The organism is Synechococcus sp. BIOS-E4-1, assembly GCF_014279995.1.
In the GTDB taxonomy this organism is placed as follows: domain Bacteria; phylum Cyanobacteriota; class Cyanobacteriia; order PCC-6307; family Cyanobiaceae; genus Synechococcus_C.
Genome location: NZ_CP047935.1, coordinates 772,551 through 789,143 on the forward strand (window position 1 = coordinate 772,551; position 16,593 = coordinate 789,143).

At 60.2% G+C, this 16,593-nt stretch carries 16 protein-coding genes, 1 tRNA gene and 1 other RNA gene; 6 read left to right on the forward strand and 12 right to left on the reverse strand.

Translation table 11 applies throughout. The features are described from left to right. The first annotated feature begins 137 nt into the window (after positions 1-137). The 3 genes from glyQ (at position 138) to SynBIOSE41_RS03820 (ending at position 3,147) form a co-directional block, all read left to right on the forward strand. Complete coding sequence (glyQ, locus tag SynBIOSE41_RS03810) at positions 138-1,043, forward strand: glycine--tRNA ligase subunit alpha (RefSeq protein ID WP_186539669.1); 906 nt, start codon at positions 138-140, stop codon at positions 1,041-1,043. 39 nt (positions 1,044-1,082) lie between these two features. After that, positions 1,083-3,020 carry a ComEC/Rec2 family competence protein gene (locus SynBIOSE41_RS03815; protein ID WP_186539670.1) on the forward strand — a complete coding sequence of 646 codons (1,938 nt, stop codon included), beginning with the start codon at positions 1,083-1,085 and terminating at the stop codon, positions 3,018-3,020. Between the two features lie 40 nt (positions 3,021-3,060). Then, positions 3,061-3,147, forward strand: a tRNA-Ser gene (locus tag SynBIOSE41_RS03820). 299 nt (positions 3,148-3,446) lie between these two features. Here SynBIOSE41_RS03820 and SynBIOSE41_RS03825 read toward each other — a convergent pair. Then, the gene (locus tag SynBIOSE41_RS03825) at positions 3,447-3,704 is read right to left on the reverse strand and encodes a hypothetical protein (RefSeq protein WP_186539671.1); all 258 of its coding nucleotides are present in this window, start codon (positions 3,702-3,704) and stop codon (positions 3,447-3,449) included. 196 nt (positions 3,705-3,900) lie between these two features. Here SynBIOSE41_RS03825 and SynBIOSE41_RS03830 point away from each other — a divergent pair, with 196 nt between their 5' ends. Continuing rightward, positions 3,901-4,659 carry a sugar transferase gene (locus SynBIOSE41_RS03830; RefSeq protein ID WP_066906817.1) on the forward strand — a complete coding sequence of 253 codons (759 nt, stop codon included), beginning with the start codon at positions 3,901-3,903 and terminating at the stop codon, positions 4,657-4,659. Here SynBIOSE41_RS03830 and cbiB read toward each other — a convergent pair. Genes cbiB through SynBIOSE41_RS03855 form a run of 5 tightly spaced genes read right to left on the reverse strand, consistent with a single transcriptional unit; the run spans position 4,653 to position 9,250 of the window. After that, positions 4,653-5,657, reverse strand: a complete 1,005-nt coding sequence (gene cbiB, locus SynBIOSE41_RS03835; protein WP_186539672.1) for an adenosylcobinamide-phosphate synthase CbiB — start codon at positions 5,655-5,657, stop codon at positions 4,653-4,655. The genes SynBIOSE41_RS03830 and cbiB overlap by 7 nt on opposite strands. Before the next feature lie 28 nt (positions 5,658-5,685). Next, positions 5,686-6,681 (reverse strand): ketol-acid reductoisomerase, encoded by a 996-nt coding sequence (ilvC, locus tag SynBIOSE41_RS03840; RefSeq protein WP_186539673.1) that lies wholly within the window; start codon positions 6,679-6,681, stop codon positions 5,686-5,688. 56 nt (positions 6,682-6,737) lie between these two features. Next, positions 6,738-7,340, reverse strand: a complete 603-nt coding sequence (locus SynBIOSE41_RS03845) for an ATP-dependent Clp protease proteolytic subunit (RefSeq protein WP_186539674.1) — start codon at positions 7,338-7,340, stop codon at positions 6,738-6,740. Between the two features lie 54 nt (positions 7,341-7,394). Beyond that, complete coding sequence (locus SynBIOSE41_RS03850; protein WP_067094175.1) at positions 7,395-8,066, reverse strand: ATP-dependent Clp protease proteolytic subunit; 672 nt, start codon at positions 8,064-8,066, stop codon at positions 7,395-7,397. A gap of 29 nt (positions 8,067-8,095) precedes the next feature. Then, the gene (locus SynBIOSE41_RS03855) at positions 8,096-9,250 is read right to left on the reverse strand and encodes a PIN/TRAM domain-containing protein (protein WP_186539675.1); all 1,155 of its coding nucleotides are present in this window, start codon (positions 9,248-9,250) and stop codon (positions 8,096-8,098) included. A 70-nt stretch (positions 9,251-9,320) separates the two neighbouring features. Here SynBIOSE41_RS03855 and hemW point away from each other — a divergent pair, with 70 nt between their 5' ends. Then, entirely contained in the window at positions 9,321-10,583 is a 1,263-nt protein-coding gene (gene hemW / locus SynBIOSE41_RS03860) for a radical SAM family heme chaperone HemW (RefSeq protein WP_186539676.1), read from the forward strand. On the opposite strand, the gene panB is transcribed toward hemW, so the two are convergent. Next, positions 10,495-11,313 (reverse strand): 3-methyl-2-oxobutanoate hydroxymethyltransferase, encoded by an 819-nt coding sequence (panB, locus tag SynBIOSE41_RS03865; protein ID WP_186539677.1) that lies wholly within the window; start codon positions 11,311-11,313, stop codon positions 10,495-10,497. The two genes, hemW and panB, sit on opposite strands and share 89 nt — an antisense overlap. A gap of 44 nt (positions 11,314-11,357) precedes the next feature. Here panB and ffs point away from each other — a divergent pair. Further along, positions 11,358-11,454, forward strand: an RNA gene (gene ffs, locus SynBIOSE41_RS03870) — signal recognition particle sRNA small type. A gap of 65 nt (positions 11,455-11,519) precedes the next feature. Here the strand turns inward: ffs and ftsZ are convergent. The 5 genes from ftsZ to miaB form a co-directional block, all read right to left on the reverse strand. Beyond that, positions 11,520-12,647 (reverse strand): cell division protein FtsZ, encoded by a 1,128-nt coding sequence (gene ftsZ / locus SynBIOSE41_RS03875; protein ID WP_186539678.1) that lies wholly within the window; start codon positions 12,645-12,647, stop codon positions 11,520-11,522. A gap of 103 nt (positions 12,648-12,750) precedes the next feature. Further along, positions 12,751-13,593, reverse strand: coding sequence for a cell division protein FtsQ/DivIB (locus SynBIOSE41_RS03880; RefSeq protein WP_186539679.1), 843 nt, complete (start codon positions 13,591-13,593; stop codon positions 12,751-12,753). Continuing rightward, a complete protein-coding gene (locus SynBIOSE41_RS03885; protein ID WP_066906837.1) occupies positions 13,593-14,003 on the reverse strand; it encodes a hypothetical protein in 411 nt (136 codons plus the stop codon). The genes SynBIOSE41_RS03880 and SynBIOSE41_RS03885 overlap by 1 nt, the downstream gene beginning before the upstream one ends. A gap of 25 nt (positions 14,004-14,028) precedes the next feature. Further along, positions 14,029-15,090: a D-alanine--D-alanine ligase family protein gene (locus tag SynBIOSE41_RS03890; protein ID WP_186539680.1), complete on the reverse strand. Its 1,062-nt coding sequence runs from the start codon at positions 15,088-15,090 to the stop codon at positions 14,029-14,031. Positions 15,091-15,129: 39 nt separating this feature from the next. Beyond that, on the reverse strand, positions 15,130-16,524 hold the full coding sequence (gene miaB / locus SynBIOSE41_RS03895) for a tRNA (N6-isopentenyl adenosine(37)-C2)-methylthiotransferase MiaB (RefSeq protein ID WP_186539681.1): 1,395 nt from the start codon (positions 16,522-16,524) through the stop codon (positions 15,130-15,132). Positions 16,525-16,593: the final 69 nt, after the last annotated feature.

A 16,593-nucleotide genomic window follows, 5' to 3' on the forward strand; every position in this document is an offset into this window, starting at 1 on the left:
GTTATGCGCTCGTTGTTCAACAGGTGAGATGCAAGTGCTGGACTAGAGTCACTCATGCCTCCTACCTCCTCTGTTAAGCAACTGTTAAACAGATTGATAGGCCAAGAACCCAGTCATAGCAAGAAGCGTTAAGCACAATGCACTTCCAGGACATCATCAGCACTCTCAACCGTTTCTGGTCGGAGCAGGGTTGTCTGCTGCTGCAGCCCTACGACACGGAAAAGGGCGCAGGAACGATGAGTCCGCACACCGTGCTGCGAGCGATCGGGCCGGAGCCTTGGGCGGTGGCTTACCCCGAACCCTGTCGCCGCCCCACCGATGGTCGCTACGGCGACAATCCCAATCGGGCACAGCATTATTTCCAGTATCAGGTGCTGATCAAGCCTTCACCGGATGGCATTCAGGAGACCTATCTCTCCTCGTTGGAAGCACTTGGCATCAAGCCTGCCGAGCACGACATCCGCTTCGTGGAAGACAACTGGGAGTCACCGACACTGGGTGCCTGGGGCGTGGGCTGGGAGGTGTGGCTTGATGGCATGGAGGTGACCCAGTTCACCTATTTCCAGCAGTGCGGCGGCATCGACTGCAAGCCGGTGTCGATTGAAATCACCTACGGGCTTGAGCGTTTGGCGATGTACCTGCAGGACGTAGAAAGTATCTGGGATCTGAGCTGGAATGGCGAGCGCAGTTACGGCGATATCTGGCTTCCCTTTGAGAAAGGACAGTGCCATTTCAACTTCGAGGTCTCCAACCCTGAGCGCCTCAAGCAGTTGTTCGCCATCTATGAAGCGGAAGCAGCCGATCTAATTGACAACAATCTGCCTGCTCCGGCCCTGGATTTTGTGCTCAAGTGCAGCCACACCTTCAATCTGCTGGAAGCCCGTGGGGTGATTTCGGTGACCGAGCGCACGGCCACCATCGGCCGCATCCGCAACCTGGCCCGCAAAGTTGCAGAAGCCTGGCTCGCCGAGCGTGAAGCGCTGGGATTCCCCTTGCTCCAACAGCAGTCCGCCCCTGCAACCGCCACCGCCACCGCTGTCTGATTGCGGGGGGAACCTTCGCAGCAACTCCGATCATGCTGAATGAAACCGGTCTTCAGTGCCGGGTTGTTGCTGCTTTCTGCCTGCATTGGGGCGGCCTATCTGCGCTCCTCGATGCATTGGTTGCTCCTGGTGGTCCTTCTGGTCTGCGGACTGGCGGCCTGGGGGCGGGCCTGTCGTCGACCGAGAAAGGCGATTGCTGTTCTCGCTTTGATGCTCTGTCTGGTCAGTGTTCGCTGCGGAACTGGGGCCATGCCCCAGCCTCAGCCTGGTGATCCCAGCCTGTTCATTCCTCCTGATGGCAAGCCTCTTGCGGTGCGCGTGGTGGGCCGGATCCAGGCTGACGGTGCTGTGAACAACGGACGCTGCAGATCTCTGCTGGCGGTCAGCAGCCTCAATGGCCAGCGGAGTCGTGGTCGAACGGAGCTGACTCTTGATCCTTGTACAACCCCGTTGCTGACAGGAGCCTGGATTGAGCTTCAAGGTGAAATGCGACGACCTCAAGCTGGCTCGCATCCATTGTTGGCCGGTGCTGATGAGCGCTTGGCGCTGCAACGAACTTGGAGTCGTTTACGCACCGATGCCATCCAGGTGTTGAGGCAGGACCGGACCCTTCTGGCCGATGCACGCCGCAAGATTGCTCAGCGTTTGATCGCTGTTGCCGGAGAGCAACAGGGTGGTTTGCTTGCTGCGCTGGTGCTCGGAGGTGCCCAGGTGCCGTTACCGCAAAGCTTGCGCGATGTCTTCCGGATGGCCGGCCTGTCGCATGCCCTTGCAGCATCGGGATTTCATCTTTCCGTACTGCTGGGCAGCACTATGGCTTGCACCAGGGCCTGGCCTGGCGGACTGAGGCTGGCTGCTGGCAGTGGAGCAATGGCGCTGTTTCTCGCCCTGGCGGGGGCGCAGCCATCCGTGGTGCGTGCGGTGTTGATGGGTGCGGCGGCACTGCTGATTCGTGAGAGCGGACATCGCAGTCGCCCGCTGGGGGTGCTCCTGCTCACATTGGTCGTGATGCTGCTGCTGCATCCGACCTGGGCACGTTCCATCGGTTTTCAGCTCAGTGCAGCGGCAACGGCTGGCCTGGTGATTTCGGCTGGGCCCATGGAGCAGTGGATCGTGCAGCACCTGCCTCGCCCATTGCACCGGTTAGCTCCAGCGCTCTCGATTCCAATTGCTGCCTTGTTCTGGACCCTCCCGCTGCAATTGCTTCATTTCGGCGCAGCACCGCTTTATGCCGTGATCAGCAACCTGCTGGCGGCGCCTCTGCTGGGGCCCCTCACCCTCGCCGCCATGGCTCTTGCTCTGATGGTTCTGCTGCTGCCGTCGGCGCTGTGCTCTGCTCTGCTGCCCTGGTTGATCTGGCCGGTGCAGCAGCTGAGCTGGCTGCTGATCAGCTTGGTGCACTGGATCAGTCAGTGGCCATGGGCTCAGCTGCTCACAGGACCGGTGCATCCTTTGCTGGTGCTGGTGTTTTCGTTGGGCTTGCTCCTTTGGTTGTTGCCCTATTCACAGGGCTTGCGCTGCCTCTCGCTGCCGTTGCTTCTGTTGGTGGTGGGTTTGCAGGCTCGCGTTCAGTTTCGGGATGACTTGATTCGTGTGGCGCAGTGGGGGCGTCAGTGGTTGTTGTTGCGCCACCGAGGACGGGCTGCCATGTTGAGCAGCCATGGCGATGAGCTCAGTTGTCGAATCGCGACACGACTGAGTCATGGGCTCGGTCATCAGCGGTTGGACTGGGTGGCGGTTCTCGATCCTGTCGGTGCAGATCAGCAAGCGTGTTGGAACGCCTTGGCGCGCACATTGCAGGCAGAACAGAGAGGACGGTTGCCCCTGTCAGCAGGACAGCGTTTGCAGAGTGATGGACTGAGTGTTGGTGTCCCTAAGCGCCATGGTCGTCTTCTGGATGTTCGCTTCGGGAGCAGAGCCGTACGACTGCGCCGCAGCGATCTTCAGCCCCAATCGGGCCTGGTGCCCAGGGTGTGAGATGGCTGCCTACTAAAGTGGGTTAGTGCTTTAAGCGCTTGGAGAGGTGGCAGAGCCCGGTTGAATGCGCACGACTCGAAATCGTGTAGGGGTAACACCCTCGTGGGTTCGAATCCCACCCTCTCCGTTTTAACTAGTATTTAAATGAGATTTTTTAACCCGTTTAATCGGGGTTCTGTTTGAGCTTGGGCTGTTTGCTTTCAATCATTCGGTTGAAATTTTTTTCTGAGGCTGACTCTGACTGGCTCGGACTTGGCCTCTTGCCTGATGTTTGATCGAAACCCTCCTGCTGGCTTGCATCAAACAGTTCCGGCTATGCCCTGATTGAGCGAGTGATCTGAACCCCATGGTTCGACTTGGCCCTGAGAGGTCAGCCGACAATCGATTCTCGAAAAGAGGTTGATGCTGCAGCCAGCGACATTGGATTTATGAGTGGAACAGCAGCACAAGTCCATCGCTGACCTGATGAAACTCCCGTTCCTCTCGGCTCAGGTCCAGGCCGACTTCCAGTCCTTCGGTCACGGCTTGGTCAAAGGGAGGGGTGCTGGGGGGAGCATCCCCCTGCCAAAGCGCGGCGATTCCCACGGCTGTGGCATGCCAATGGAAGTGGGTGGTTTCTCCGATGGAGGCTTCCTGGAGAGCCTCTTCGAGGAGGCCATTGAGAGCAGTGCTTGTGGATGCCATGCCACAAGCTTCGGGATAGGGGCGTGGGACGGCAATCCCCTGAGAGACTTCTTGATCAATCTGTCGCGTCGTGAGACACGCTTGGATGGCTCGGTAGGTTGTTGAGCTGGTTCTGTGCCGTTGCGGTTACTGGCCCTTTGCGGCTGACGAACGCTCATCCTTGAGGTTGATTGGTTTGAGACGAGAGGGACAATGCGTGGTTAGTGCTCCCCGTCGACCTGTCCTTTCCGCGTCTCCCTCCAAGCTCCGTCTTCGCGCTTCACGCCGACACCTCGAGTTGGTTGCTGCGCCGCCTTCGAGCCTGCCTGCGCTCACTTTGGTTCGCCGTCAGAGTCGAGTGGGGCGTTCGCTGAAGCGCAGTGGTGATGTTGTGTTCTCAGCCGCAGTGCTTGGGCTGGGTTCCCCACTGTTTCTGCTTTTGGCGGTTCTGGTGAAACTCAGTTCACCCGGTCCAGTGTTTTATGTGCAGAAACGGGTTGGGCGCGGTTATAGACAGTTTGGATGCATCAAATTCCGCACGATGCGGCCTGACGCTGATTCAGTTCTGGCCCAGGTGTTGGAGCGCTCACCTGAGATGCGCGCTGAATTTGAACGCGATTTCAAGCTGCGCAACGATCCAAGAATCACGCCCATCGGCAGGTTTCTGCGCCGTTCGAGCCTTGACGAGCTTCCTCAGTTTCTCAATGTTCTGCGTGGCGAGATGAGCTTGGTCGGTCCACGACCGATCGTGCGCAAAGAGATCAGTCGTTACGGCGACTACATGGATGAAGTTCTGGCGGTCCGGCCAGGTCTCACCGGCCTCTGGCAGGTGAGTGGCCGAAACAACCTCAGCTATCCCAAGCGGGTCAGGCTTGATCTGGCCTATGCCCGCGGACGTTCGTTCTTGCTTGATCTGGCCATCATCCTGCGCACCTTCGGCGTGTTGTTGCTGCCGATGGATCGTGGCGCCTACTGAATCCCTATCTGCAGTCGCCAGCTCAACGAGGCCGCAAGCAGGATCCACAGCAGTTCCAGTCGTTGCGTCAGTTGAAGGATTCTTTTGATCGCTTTTGGGTCTGCGTTGGGGTAACCAGCGCCAAGCTGTGGCTTGTCCAGCCAGCGATCGCCGTAACGGTTTCTGCCGCCGAGTTGCACGCCGGCACAGTGTGCATAGATCGCTTCTGAGCGCCCGGCGTTGGGGGATGCATCGTGTCTGCCCTCGGATTCAGCAGATTTGACCAGTGCTGGCCACTTCAGCCAGGACCTGCTCACCAGCGGCAGGGTCAGCAACACCAAGCGGCAGGGAAGCCAGGTCAGCAGGTCATCCAACCGTGCCCCGGCTGTGCCCAGCCAGCGGAGGTTTCCTCTGCGGTACCCAAGCATGGAATCCAGGGTGCTGGCTGCCTTGAACCCCCAGGCCAGGGCCAGGGGGCCTGGAGCGGCGGTCAGCCCCGAGTTCCAAAGACCGGCGCCCACCAACATCCAGAACAACGGTGCAAACAGCCCATCCACCGCATTCTCACTGGCGGTTTCTGCCGTGGCGCGAAGGATCTCACCCCTGCTCAGTGAGCTCGTATCGCGACCCACGATCCAGCTGAGTTTTTCGCGTGCTGCCGAAAGATCCTCTCCCTCTGTTGAGGGAAGGGCTGAAATCACATTCAGCACACTTTGTTCAAGGCTTTTGGCTGCCAGCGCACTGGCAAGGCCAGCTACTAGCGCAAGCACCGCAATGGCCTGGGGCAAGCCTTGCGTGTACAGGGCAACCCGTTCGATCAGGCAGCCGATGCCGGCGCTGCCAAGTGTGAGAGCGAGCGTGATGGCGACTCCTCCGATGCGCAGCCGCAGGGGCTGATCGCCGCTCCAGGCTTCAACGCTGCGTTGCAGTTGGCTGATGCAACGCCCCATCCACACCACAGGATGGGGAGACCAGAGGGGATCGCCGATCAGCCGGTCGAGACCGGCTGCGGCGATCACCAGCAGAAAGGGCTGAATGATGCCCCGTTCAGGAGGCCTTCAGCCAGCTGAACATCGAGCGCAGCCCCTTGCCCACTTCCTCGATCTTGTGGTCACCGTCGCGTTTGCGGATCTTGTTCATCTCGGGCTTGCCGGCTTCGCACTCGGCCACGAAGTTCTTGGCGAAGGTTCCGTCCTGGATGTCCGCCAGGATGCGCTTCATCTCCGCTTTGGTGTCGCCGGTGATCAGGCGGGGACCACTCACGTAATCGCCATATTCGGCGGTGTTGGAGATCGAGTCGCGCATGGCAGACAGACCACCTTTCACCATCAGATCCACAATCAACTTCACTTCGTGCAGGCACTCGAAGTAAGCCAGCTCTGGCTGATAGCCGGCCTCGACCAGGGTCTCGAAGCCTGCTTTCACCAGCTCGGACAGGCCTCCACAGAGCACAGCCTGTTCGCCGAAAAGGTCGGTTTCGGTCTCTTCCTTGAAGTTGGTCTCCAGGATCCCGGCACGGGTTCCGCCGATCCCCTTGGCATAGGCCATGGCCAAGCCACGGGCGTTCCCGGAAGCGTCTTTTTCAATGGCGAACAGGGCTGGAACACCCTGGCCGTTCTGGTACTCCCAACGCACGGTGTGACCGGGGCCCTTGGGGGCGATCATCACCACATCCACATCGGCGGGCGGTTGGATCAGACCGAAACGGATGTTGAAACCGTGGGCAAAGCTGAGAACCTTGCCAGCGCTCAGATGCTGGGCGATTTCCTTGTCATAGACCTCTTTCTGGAACTCATCGGGTAGCAGCACCATGATCCAGTCCGCCTTGGCGGCAGCATCAGAAACGCTCAGCACCTCAAGACCGTCGGCCTTGGCTTTGTCAGCGGAGCGGCTTCCTTCGTAAAGCCCCACCACCACGTTCACACCGCTGTCCTTGAGGTTCAGGGCGTGGGCGTGGCCCTGGGAGCCGTAGCCGATGATCGCGACTCTCTTGCCGCTGAGCAGCGAGAGATCGGCATCGGAGTCGTAAAAAAGCTGAGCCATCCGGACGATGAACGTGGAGCTTGGTAACGACAGAGCTTACGCAAGTGCCGGACCGATCAAGCCTCGTTCGGATGAGCGATCACTCGGTCAATCAGCCCATAGTCCTTGGCCTCCTCGCTGCTGAGGAAGTAATCGCGATCGGTGTCCTTCTCAATTTTCTCGAAGCTCTGGCCGCTCATATCAGCCATGGAGCGATTGAGCATCTCCTTCATGCGCAGGATTTCGCGCGCTTCAATTTCGATGTCGCTGGCCTGTCTCTGTGCAGTTCCACCCAGTGGCTGGTGAATCATGATCCTGCTGTGGGGCAGGGCCAATCGCTTGCCCTTGGTGCCCGCTGCCAGAAGGAAAGCGCCCATCGATGCCGCCAGACCCACGCAGATGGTGACCACGTCGCTCTTGACGTATTGCATGGTGTCGTAAATCGCCAGCCCTGCTGTCACAGATCCACCAGGGGAGTTGATGTAAAGATAAATCGGCTTGCTGCTGTCTTCGGAGTCGAGATAGAGCATCTGGGCAACAAGACTGTTGGCCACGGCATCGTTGACCTCAGAGCCGAGGAACAGGATTCGCTCCACTCCCAGTCGGGTGTAGATGTCCACCCAGCGCTCCATCTGGCTGCCAGGGAGGCGGTAAGGGACGCTTGGGGTACCGATCGGCATGAGTCCTGGTGGGTTGAAGGAAAAAGGGGTGAAATGTGGGAGAAGAGGCCTTAATCAGCCGGCCGGTACTGGAGCTGGAAGCTCCTTGCGACTGGAGAGCACCCGGTCAATCAGCCCATAGTCCTTGGCTTGGTCCGGGGTCAGATAACTCATGCGATCGGAGTCCTTGGAGAGTTCCTCCACGCTGCGGCCCGTGTTCGTCGAAAGAATTTCGAGCATGGCCCGCTTGTTGTGCAGCACTTCCTTGGCACGGATCTGGATGTCCGTGGCCTGACCCTGTGCTCCGCTGCGGGGCTGATGCAGCACGATCGAGGCGTGGGGGAGGGCTGCGCGGTGACCTTTGGTTCCGGCAGACAGAATCACAGCTGCCGTACCCATCGCCTGGCCGATGCAGATGGTGTGGACGGGGGGCTTCACGTAGCGGAGGGTGTCGCAGATGGCGAAAGCTTCCGTTTCAAATCCAATGGCATCGCCTGTGTACCAGCTGGTGCCAGTTGAGTTGATGTAAAAGTAAATCGGCTTGTCGGGATTATCGAATTCCAGGAAAAGCAGTTGGGCGATGATCAGTTCAGTGACGTCCAGACCCACCTGACGTTTGGTGTCGTCATCGGAGAAGAGGGGTAGCCCCAGATAGACAATGCGCTCCTTGAGCAGCAGCGAAGGCAGATCAGGAGGGGGCGTCCGCATCACCGACGAATCGCCGTAATAGGGAGCTGATGTGGTCATCCGCGTCAGGCCGCCGTGGTCTGTGGACCCTAGCGGGACTCAGGGGTTGGACGCTCGTTGCGACGGTTCTTGCGGTGCGTTTTTGCGTCTGGGCTGTTCTTTCCGGTGGCGGTTGTTTCGCCTTTCTTGTCGAGCCGGCCGAACACCATTCGACCGCTTGGGTTTTGTAAGGCTCCGGTGATCACCACGGCCCGCCGTTCACCGATGGCGGCCCGGGCGTTCTCAATCACCACCATCGTTCCGTCATCCAGGTAAGCCACCCCCTGGTGTTCTTCCTTGCCTTCGCGGACGATCTTCAGGTTGAGTTCATCCCCGGGCTGCACTTCAGGGCGCAGGGCGATCACCAGTTCGCTCAGGTTCATCACCTTGAGCTCTTTGACCCGGGCCACCTGAGCCAGGTTGAAGTCCGCTGTCACCAGGGTGCCGCCGGTGTCTTCCGTGAGCTGCAACAGACGATCATCCGTGCCGGCCCCGTCGTAGCGGGTCGTGTTGATCACCAGACGTTTGTCGTAGGTCTCACGCAAGGCATTGAGAAGCTTCAGGCCGCGTCGTCCCTTGCCGCGTTTCTCGAGGTTGTTGGAATCAGCGAGTTGCTGCATCTCGTTGATCACCGTCTGGGCCACGATCACCTTCCCCTCCAGCAGCCCGCAGCCGATCATTCCCTGGATGCGCCCGTCGATGATCACGCTGGTGTCGAGGATTTTGGCTGTGGCGGGTGTGAGCACTCCATCCGCCACCAGCAGAGCTTCGGTGGAGGTTGGGTTGAACAGCCTCAGCAGCGTCCGTCCATGCACCTCGGCCAGGTTGTAACCCAGCACTCCGAAGAACACATTGCTCAGAATCGCTGCCAGGGGCTTCACCAGAGAGCTGGCGCCGGCCAGAGGCAGCAACAGAATCGGAGCCAGCAACAGGTTGGCCACCAGCAGACCGAGGATCAGTCCAACCGCCCGGCTGACCAGAAGATCGGTGGGCATGGTGCGCACCTGATTCATCAGTCGCTGCCGCAACTGCCTGAAGACAAGTCCTGCCACAAGGCCGATCACTGCCCCCCCGGCACTCAGCCCCAGACGCACCTGCTGGGCGTTGGTGTCATCCAACAGTTCCTGTGGGAGCAGATGCACGCCCATCCAGCCGGTCGCCGTTCCGGAGATCAGGAACAGGATGATGATGAGCGCTTCGACCATGAGGTTGGGTTCTCACTGCCCAGTCCATTGCAGGCAGCATGCACCATTCTCACTCTCCTGGCTCGGGCTGATGGCCGCACCCGCGCCCCGTAGCGCCTACGTCCACATTCCTTTCTGCCATCGGCGCTGCTTCTACTGCGATTTCGCGGTGGTGCCACTGGGAGACAAGGCGGATGCCAAGGGCGGGCCAGGGAGTCGCTCGATCGAGGCCTATCTAGGGCAGCTGCTCCATGAAATCGAGCTTTCTCCAGCGGGGCCGCCCCTGGCCACCGTGTATGTCGGAGGAGGTACCCCCTCGCTGCTGACTCCTGAACAGATCGGGCGAGTGCTCAACGCACTGCGAACGCGTTTCGGTTTGCAGTGCGGATCTGAAATCACTCTGGAAATGGATCCTGCCAGCTTTGAGCAGATGGATCTCGAAGCGTTGCTGCGCTCCGGAGTGAACAGGGTCAGTCTCGGCGGTCAGAGTTTCGACGACCAGGTTCTGGAATCCCTCGGTCGTCGTCATCGCCGTTCGGATCTGCTGGAAGCCTGCGAATGGCTTCATGGAGCCGTTGAGAACGGCGCTCTGCGCAGCTGGAGCCTTGACCTGATCCGCAACCTGCCCGACCAGAGCGATGACGGCTGGGGCGTGCAGCTGGAGCGTGCCGTTGCGATGGCTGCTCCCCATCTGTCCATTTATGACCTCAGCGTTGAACCCGGCACTGTGTTCTCGAAGCTGGAGCAACGCGGTGATCTGCAGTTGCCCGATGAGGACGGCGCTGCCGATCGGATCGCTGCGACCAGTGATCGGCTCGCCAGGGCTGGCTACTGCCGCTACGAAATCTCCAACTTCGCCAGGCCAGGTCATGCGTCGCGCCATAACCGGGTGTATTGGAGCGGAGCCGGCTGGTGGGCGTTCGGTCTGGGTGCAACCAGTGCTCCATGGGGTGAGCGCTTCGCCAGGCCCCGCACCCGTGAGGCCTATGGGGATTGGCTGGAGCAACAACACAGGGATGGGCCACATTCCTCGCTGCTGAGAGAGCTGGCCGCGCCGATGAGCCTGGAGGATCGTCTGCTGGTGGGATTGAGGCGACGGGAAGGCGTTGACCTGCTGGAGCAGGCTCAGAGCTGTGGCTGGTCATTGGACGTTTGCAGCCGCTGGTTGCCTCAGCTGGAGGCGCGCTGGGCAGAATTTCTGCCAACTGATCTGATGCGGCACTGCGGCTCCCGTTGGCAGCTCACCGATCCTGGGGGAATGGCTGTCAGCAATGCGGTTCTGGTGGAGCTGGTGGAGTGGTGGGAGGAGCTGACGGCTGCCGCTGATCATCCAGCCAGCTGCTCAAGGCCCTGACCGCCAGCCCCCGACCCTCCATCCGGGCCTGGCTGAACGGGGGTTGTGATCGGGTGAGTCCAAGCAGATCTGCGGTCACGCTCACCTGCCCATCACAGTCATCCCCAGCACCGATGCCGATCACCGGGATGGCCAGACGCCGCCTCACCTGACCTGCGAGTTCGGCGGGAACGTGCTCGAGCACCATGGCAAAGCATCCCGCTGATTCCAGTTCCGAAGCTTGCTGCAGCAGGCGTTCCTGACTGCGGGGATCCCTGGCCTGACGTCGGTAGCCAAGGCTGTGGACCGCCTGAGGCAACAGTCCCAGGTGCCCCATGACAGGGATCCCAGTGCGAACCAGGCGTTCAATCACGGCCAACACCTCGGGTTCGGCGCCTTCAAGCTTCACCCCAGCCGCATCGGATTGTTTAATCAGGGTTCCTGCTGCAGCCACAGCGCGATCCAATCCGCACTGGTAGCTGAGGAAGGGAAGATCCGTGATCACCAACGGTTGTTGAGCCAGTGGTTGACTCAAGCCTCGGCAGACCGCCTGGGTGTGCAACAGCATCTGCTCCAGCGTGACGGGAAGGGTTGTGCTGTGGCCGAGGCTGACCATGGCCAGTGAATCCCCCACCAGCACCACATCAGCGCCGGCATCCTCCACGAGGGAGGCACTCAGGGCATCCCAGGCGGTGAGCATGGTGATCGGTTGGCCGGTCTGCTTGAACCGGATCAGGTCAGAAGCGCGCAACCGCGTTGTCGGATCAGCGGACTTCCATTGCTAACATTGCAAGCGACTCGGACCTATGCGGTTCAGACGCCCAAACTTGGTCAGAACCGGAAGGCAGCAGCCACACGGGATGCTCTGAACAGGCGTGGACTCCGGGTCACCACATTGATTAAGTTCGCTTGAACGCGTCGGATTCAGGCGATTGATCTGAAGTGCTGATGGTTCAATCAGCTGTCCTTCCCGCCATCCTGGTGCTGTTGACGCTGTCTTAGGAATTCGGGGATGCGCGCACCGGCATCCTGAGATTCGGCAGAGCTGAAGGCCGATGTTGCTGCGCGCGGAACGCTTCTCTCGGTGCGATAGGGCTGGCCGTTCTCAAAGCCTGTGGCAATCACCGTCACGTGAATCTCCCCTTCGAGACGTTCATCCACCACGGCGCCAACAATGATGTTGGCCTCGGGATCCACAACGTCGTAAATCACTTCTGAGGCGCTGGTCATGTCCTCAAGGGTCATGTCGCGGCCGCCGCTGATATTGATCACACAACCCTTGGCACCATCGATCCGGGCAGCCTCAAGAAGAGGACTGTTGATCGCCGTCTGGGCGGCTTCGATCGCGCGGGAACGGCCGGATCCGACGCCGATGCCAAGCAGGGCGGTGCCTGCTTCAGTCATCACCGAGCGCACATCAGCGAAGTCAACATTCACCAGTCCTGGACAGGTGATGATGTCGGTGATGCCCTTCACGCCCATGCGCAGAACATCGTCAGCACTGCGGAAGGCTTCCTGAAGAGGGGCACTGCCGATGGCATCGCGCAGACGGTCGTTGGGAATCACGATCAGCGTGTCCACATGCTCAGCCAGCCGGGCGATGCCTTCATCGGCCTGGCGCATGCGACGACGTCCTTCAAAGCTGAAGGGCTTGGTCACGATGCCAACGGTGAGGGCGCCGCTTTCCTTGGCGACTTCAGCCACCACGGGTGCTGCACCGGTTCCAGTGCCCCCCCCCATGCCAGCGGCAATGAAGACCAGATCAGCACCCTGAAGTGCCTGCTGCAGGTCAGCGCGGGATTCTTCAGCTGCTTTCTGGCCGATGCTGGGATTACCGCCGGCCCCGAGGCCACGGGTCAGGGTCTGGCCAAGCTGAACGCGATGTTCTGATGAAGATTGCAGCAACGCCTGCGCATCAGTGTTAAGAACTCTGTAAGCAACTCCTTCGAGGTCGCTTTGAATCATGCGGTTCACAGCATTGCTGCCACCGCCACCAACGCCGATGACTTCAATTCGCGCGGATTGAGAGGGAAGAATTCCTGCTGAATCAGGAGAAGGGGACATCTGACCGCTCACCATCTCCATCGTCGACGTCGAACCATTGAGGTGCGTGCATTATGTCCCTGCGAGCGACGATCGCCGAATTCAAATAACACTCGTTGTGGTTTCAGCACTGAGTAACCACTGGTCAGGGTTTGCTCGTTGTCTGTTTCTGATCAGCTTTTAACTGCAACTCCGGTTTGGAGGGGTCGGAAAGATCAATACCGCTGCTGTCTTTGCCTCGCAGGGTTTCAGGAAGACTGCTGGACAGCAGGGCGATCGTGCTGAGCTGCTGATCCAACAGACGTTCATTGGAGCCCAGCCTCACGAGCCCGAGAGTTTTTAAGCGCAGGCTGAGATCGCCATCCGGGGCGATATGGATCACATTTAACGGACTGCCTAACTGATCCCGTCGCGCCAGCACTGAGGCAATCATTGAGCGCCGGCTGGGAATCCATCCCTCCACACGCACCGCACTGGCTGGGGCTTCGCCCTGGCGCGCAACGGTGAGCGGCATCCAATGGCCTTCAAGGTCAACCATGCCCTGTTCCTTGCCTCGGGCTCCCATCCGGCTTGCAGCGGCGATAGGCCGGCGATCCTTCAGCTCGATCTCCAGACCGGGAGGCACAAGGCGGCGCTGAACCGACACCGACTGCACCGGCAGTTCGGCCAGCAATCGGCGTTCGAGACGAGCCGGTTCGAGGGTGATCAGGGGGCGTGGGAAACGCAGGCCGGCGGCCTTAACCACCGCCTCACTGCCAAGTCGGTCACTGCCTCGCACCGTGAGCTGCTGCTGAGAGCGCAGGCTCCAGCCGGCACTGAGCAGCACCCAGATCAGTCCGCCTGAGACTCCGCCGAACAGCAGGATGCGCCAGCTCTGAATCAACTGCTCTCGCCGTCGCTCCTTGCGCAGCCTGCGCCGGCGTTCGACGCCTGGCGGCAGGGGGGCGCTGCTCTTGCTGGCCTTTTGATTGACTTTCGAGCGTGCCATCACAGGTCGCAACGAGCCTTCGCCATCAATTGATTCATCCAGCGGCGAGCCCGTTCCGCATCTGAGAAGGGCACATCCATCTGGCGGCCTTCACCGATCAACCTCAGGCGGCAGCGACCCTGCGATTCGTGGGCCAGTGGCGCATCACCCGAGGAGAGCGACATCAACTCCACCAGTTCCAGTGTCTTGATCACAAAGCGCCCTTCATCTTTGAAGCTGCCGGCATGGAAACTGCTCCAGCACAGTTCACCGTTTTTCAGTCGTGCGGCGCCGCAGCCATCGAGTTTGGCCAGCTCGGATGATTCGCTCCAGACCCTGAACAGATTCTGGCGTCGTCGCTCCAGCCAGCCCAGGGCCGCCAACAGCACAAACACCAGCAGCAGAGGGAACCAGAGCAAACCGTGCATCATTGCGGCAGCAGCAGAGGCAGAAGGCTCATTCTTGCGCTGTGGCCACCAGCTCCGCCACCAGCTGTGGCAAAGGAATACCGGAGGCTTCCCACAGGGTGGGATACATGCTCTGGGAGGTGAAGCCCGGCAGCGTGTTGATTTCATTCATCCAGATCTGGCCATCCGCTTCGTCGTAGAAGACATCCACGCGTGCCTGGCCATAGGCGTGAACGGCGCGGCAGGCAGCAACGGCCATGGCCTGAATCCTCTGGCTGACTGCATCGGGTAAGGGTGCGGGGATCAGCGTTTGACTGCGCCCTTCCGTGTATTTGGTCTCGTAGTCATACCAGTCGGCATCGAACCGCACTTCGCCAACCACGGACGCCTTCAGATGATCACGCCCGAGCACTGCACATTCCAGTTCTCTTGCTTTGACGCCCTGTTCCACCACAAGGCGCGGATCGAGTTCCGCTGCCAGCTGCAGGCCTGCCAGCAACTCATCGCGATTGTGTGCCTTGCTGATGCCCACGGATGAGCCGAGGTTGGCGGGCTTCACGAAGCAGGGGTAGCCGAGCTCCTCCTCCAACTTGACAAGCAGACGCTCCAGTTGCTGCGGGTTGTTGAGGTCAGCCGCGTTGACTCCGATGTGGGGCACCTGATTGATGCCCGCGACGGCGAAGGCTGCTTTCATGGCCAGCTTGTCCATGCCCACGGCCGATCCGAGCACGCCGGAGCCCACAAAGGGTTGTTGCATCAGCGTGAACAGCCCCTGAACGGTGCCGTCCTCTCCGTTGGGTCCATGCAGAACTGGGTACCAGACATCGATTTGATCGGGGTCCACCGGCAACTGGCGCAGACCTCGCGCGGGCAGTGGTTGAGGCAGTTGCTCATCACTCAGTGCGATTCCGCTCTTCAACACATTTCTGGCGATGGTCTCCGGCCACCAGCGGCCCTCACGGTCGATATAGAGGACCGTCACCTCGAACTTCTCCCGATTGCTGGCGTCGGCCAGGGCCTTGATCACCGTTGTGGCCGACCGGATTGAGACGTCGTGTTCACCGGACGCACCTCCGAACACCACGCCAACGCGGATCAGGGGAGTCGGCATGGGAGGACAAGCTGTACAACGGTCTGCGCCGCAAACGTATCAGCCGTGCACAGGAGTGCCACTGAGAGAGAAGGAACGCACCGCGCTGATGCGAACTTGAACTAAGTCGCCGGGTTGATAGTGGCGTCCATCAGAGCCCTGCGCACTGAAGAACGTCAGGCGGTTGGTGCGCGTTCGTCCCATCAGCTGCGTGGGGTCCTTGGGGTTGATGCCCTCAGCCAGCACCTCTTCGACCCGGCCGGCATAGCGGTCGTTCCGCTGCTTGGCGCAGCGCTCGACCAGGGCGTTGATCTCCTGTAGGCGTGCCACCTTCACGTCCTCTGGAAGCTGATTTTCCCAGTTTGCAGCTGGGGTGTTGGGCCGTGGTGAATAGGCGGCCGTGTTCACCAGATCGAAGCAGATCTCCTCGATCAATTGCAGGGTGCGTCTGAACTGGGTGTCGGTTTCGCCGGGGAAAGCAACGATCACATCGGCGCTGAGTGAGGCCTCAGGCATGCGCTCTCGGATGTAGTCGATGATCTTGCGGTAGCGCTCGATGGTGTATCCGCGGGCCATGGCCTGCAGTACGTCGTTGTCTCCGCTCTGGAAGGGGATGTGGAAGTGCTCGCAGAGTTTGGGCAGATCGGCGCAGGCATCAATCAGACGCCGAGTGAAATAGCGCGGATGGCTCGTGGCGAATCGGATTCGCTCAATTCCCTCCACGTCATGGACGTGATGGAGCAGGTCGGTCAGCGTGTTTTTGCGCCGTCCTTCGGCAGTGATGCCAGGCAGATCGCGTCCATAAGCGTCGATGTTCTGGCCCAGCAGGGTGATCTCGCGGTAACCCTGTGCCGCCAGTCCTTCCATTTCCAGCTTGATCGCATCCGGCAGGCGCGACTGCTCCTTGCCGCGAACGGATGGAACAACGCAATAGGTGCAGCGTTCGTTGCAGCCATAGATCACGTTGACCCAGCCACAGATGCTGCTGTCGCGGCGCGCTGTGGTGATGTCTTCAAGAATGTGGTGCTCCTCAGTCGCGACCACCTGCTGACCGCTGTCAACCTGCTGCAAGAGGGTTTCCAGCCGATTGGCGTGTTGCGGGCCCATCACCAGATCCAGTTCGGGCACGCGCCTTAGCAGTGATTCACCTTCCTGCTGGGCAACACAGCCCGCGACGACAAGCTTGAGATGGGGGTTGATGCGTTTCCGGCGTGCCTGTCGTCCGAGGTAGCTGTAAACCTTCTGCTCAGCGTTGTCGCGGATTGTGCAGGTGTTGTAGAGAACGAGATCGGCGTCCAGCTCAGCCGTGGCTTCTCGATAACCCATCGACTCCAGGATGCCGGCCATTCTCTCGGAATCAGCCTTGTTCATCTGGCAGCCGAAGGTGGTGATCCAGTAGCTGCCCCGCTCCAGGCCTGGCACTTGAGCGGTTGAGGGAGAGGCGGTGACGGTCAAGACGGAGGGCCGTCCGATGGACCGCCGACGATGGAACCTTCCTTCAGTGTGGTTCACAAAGGTCCTGTG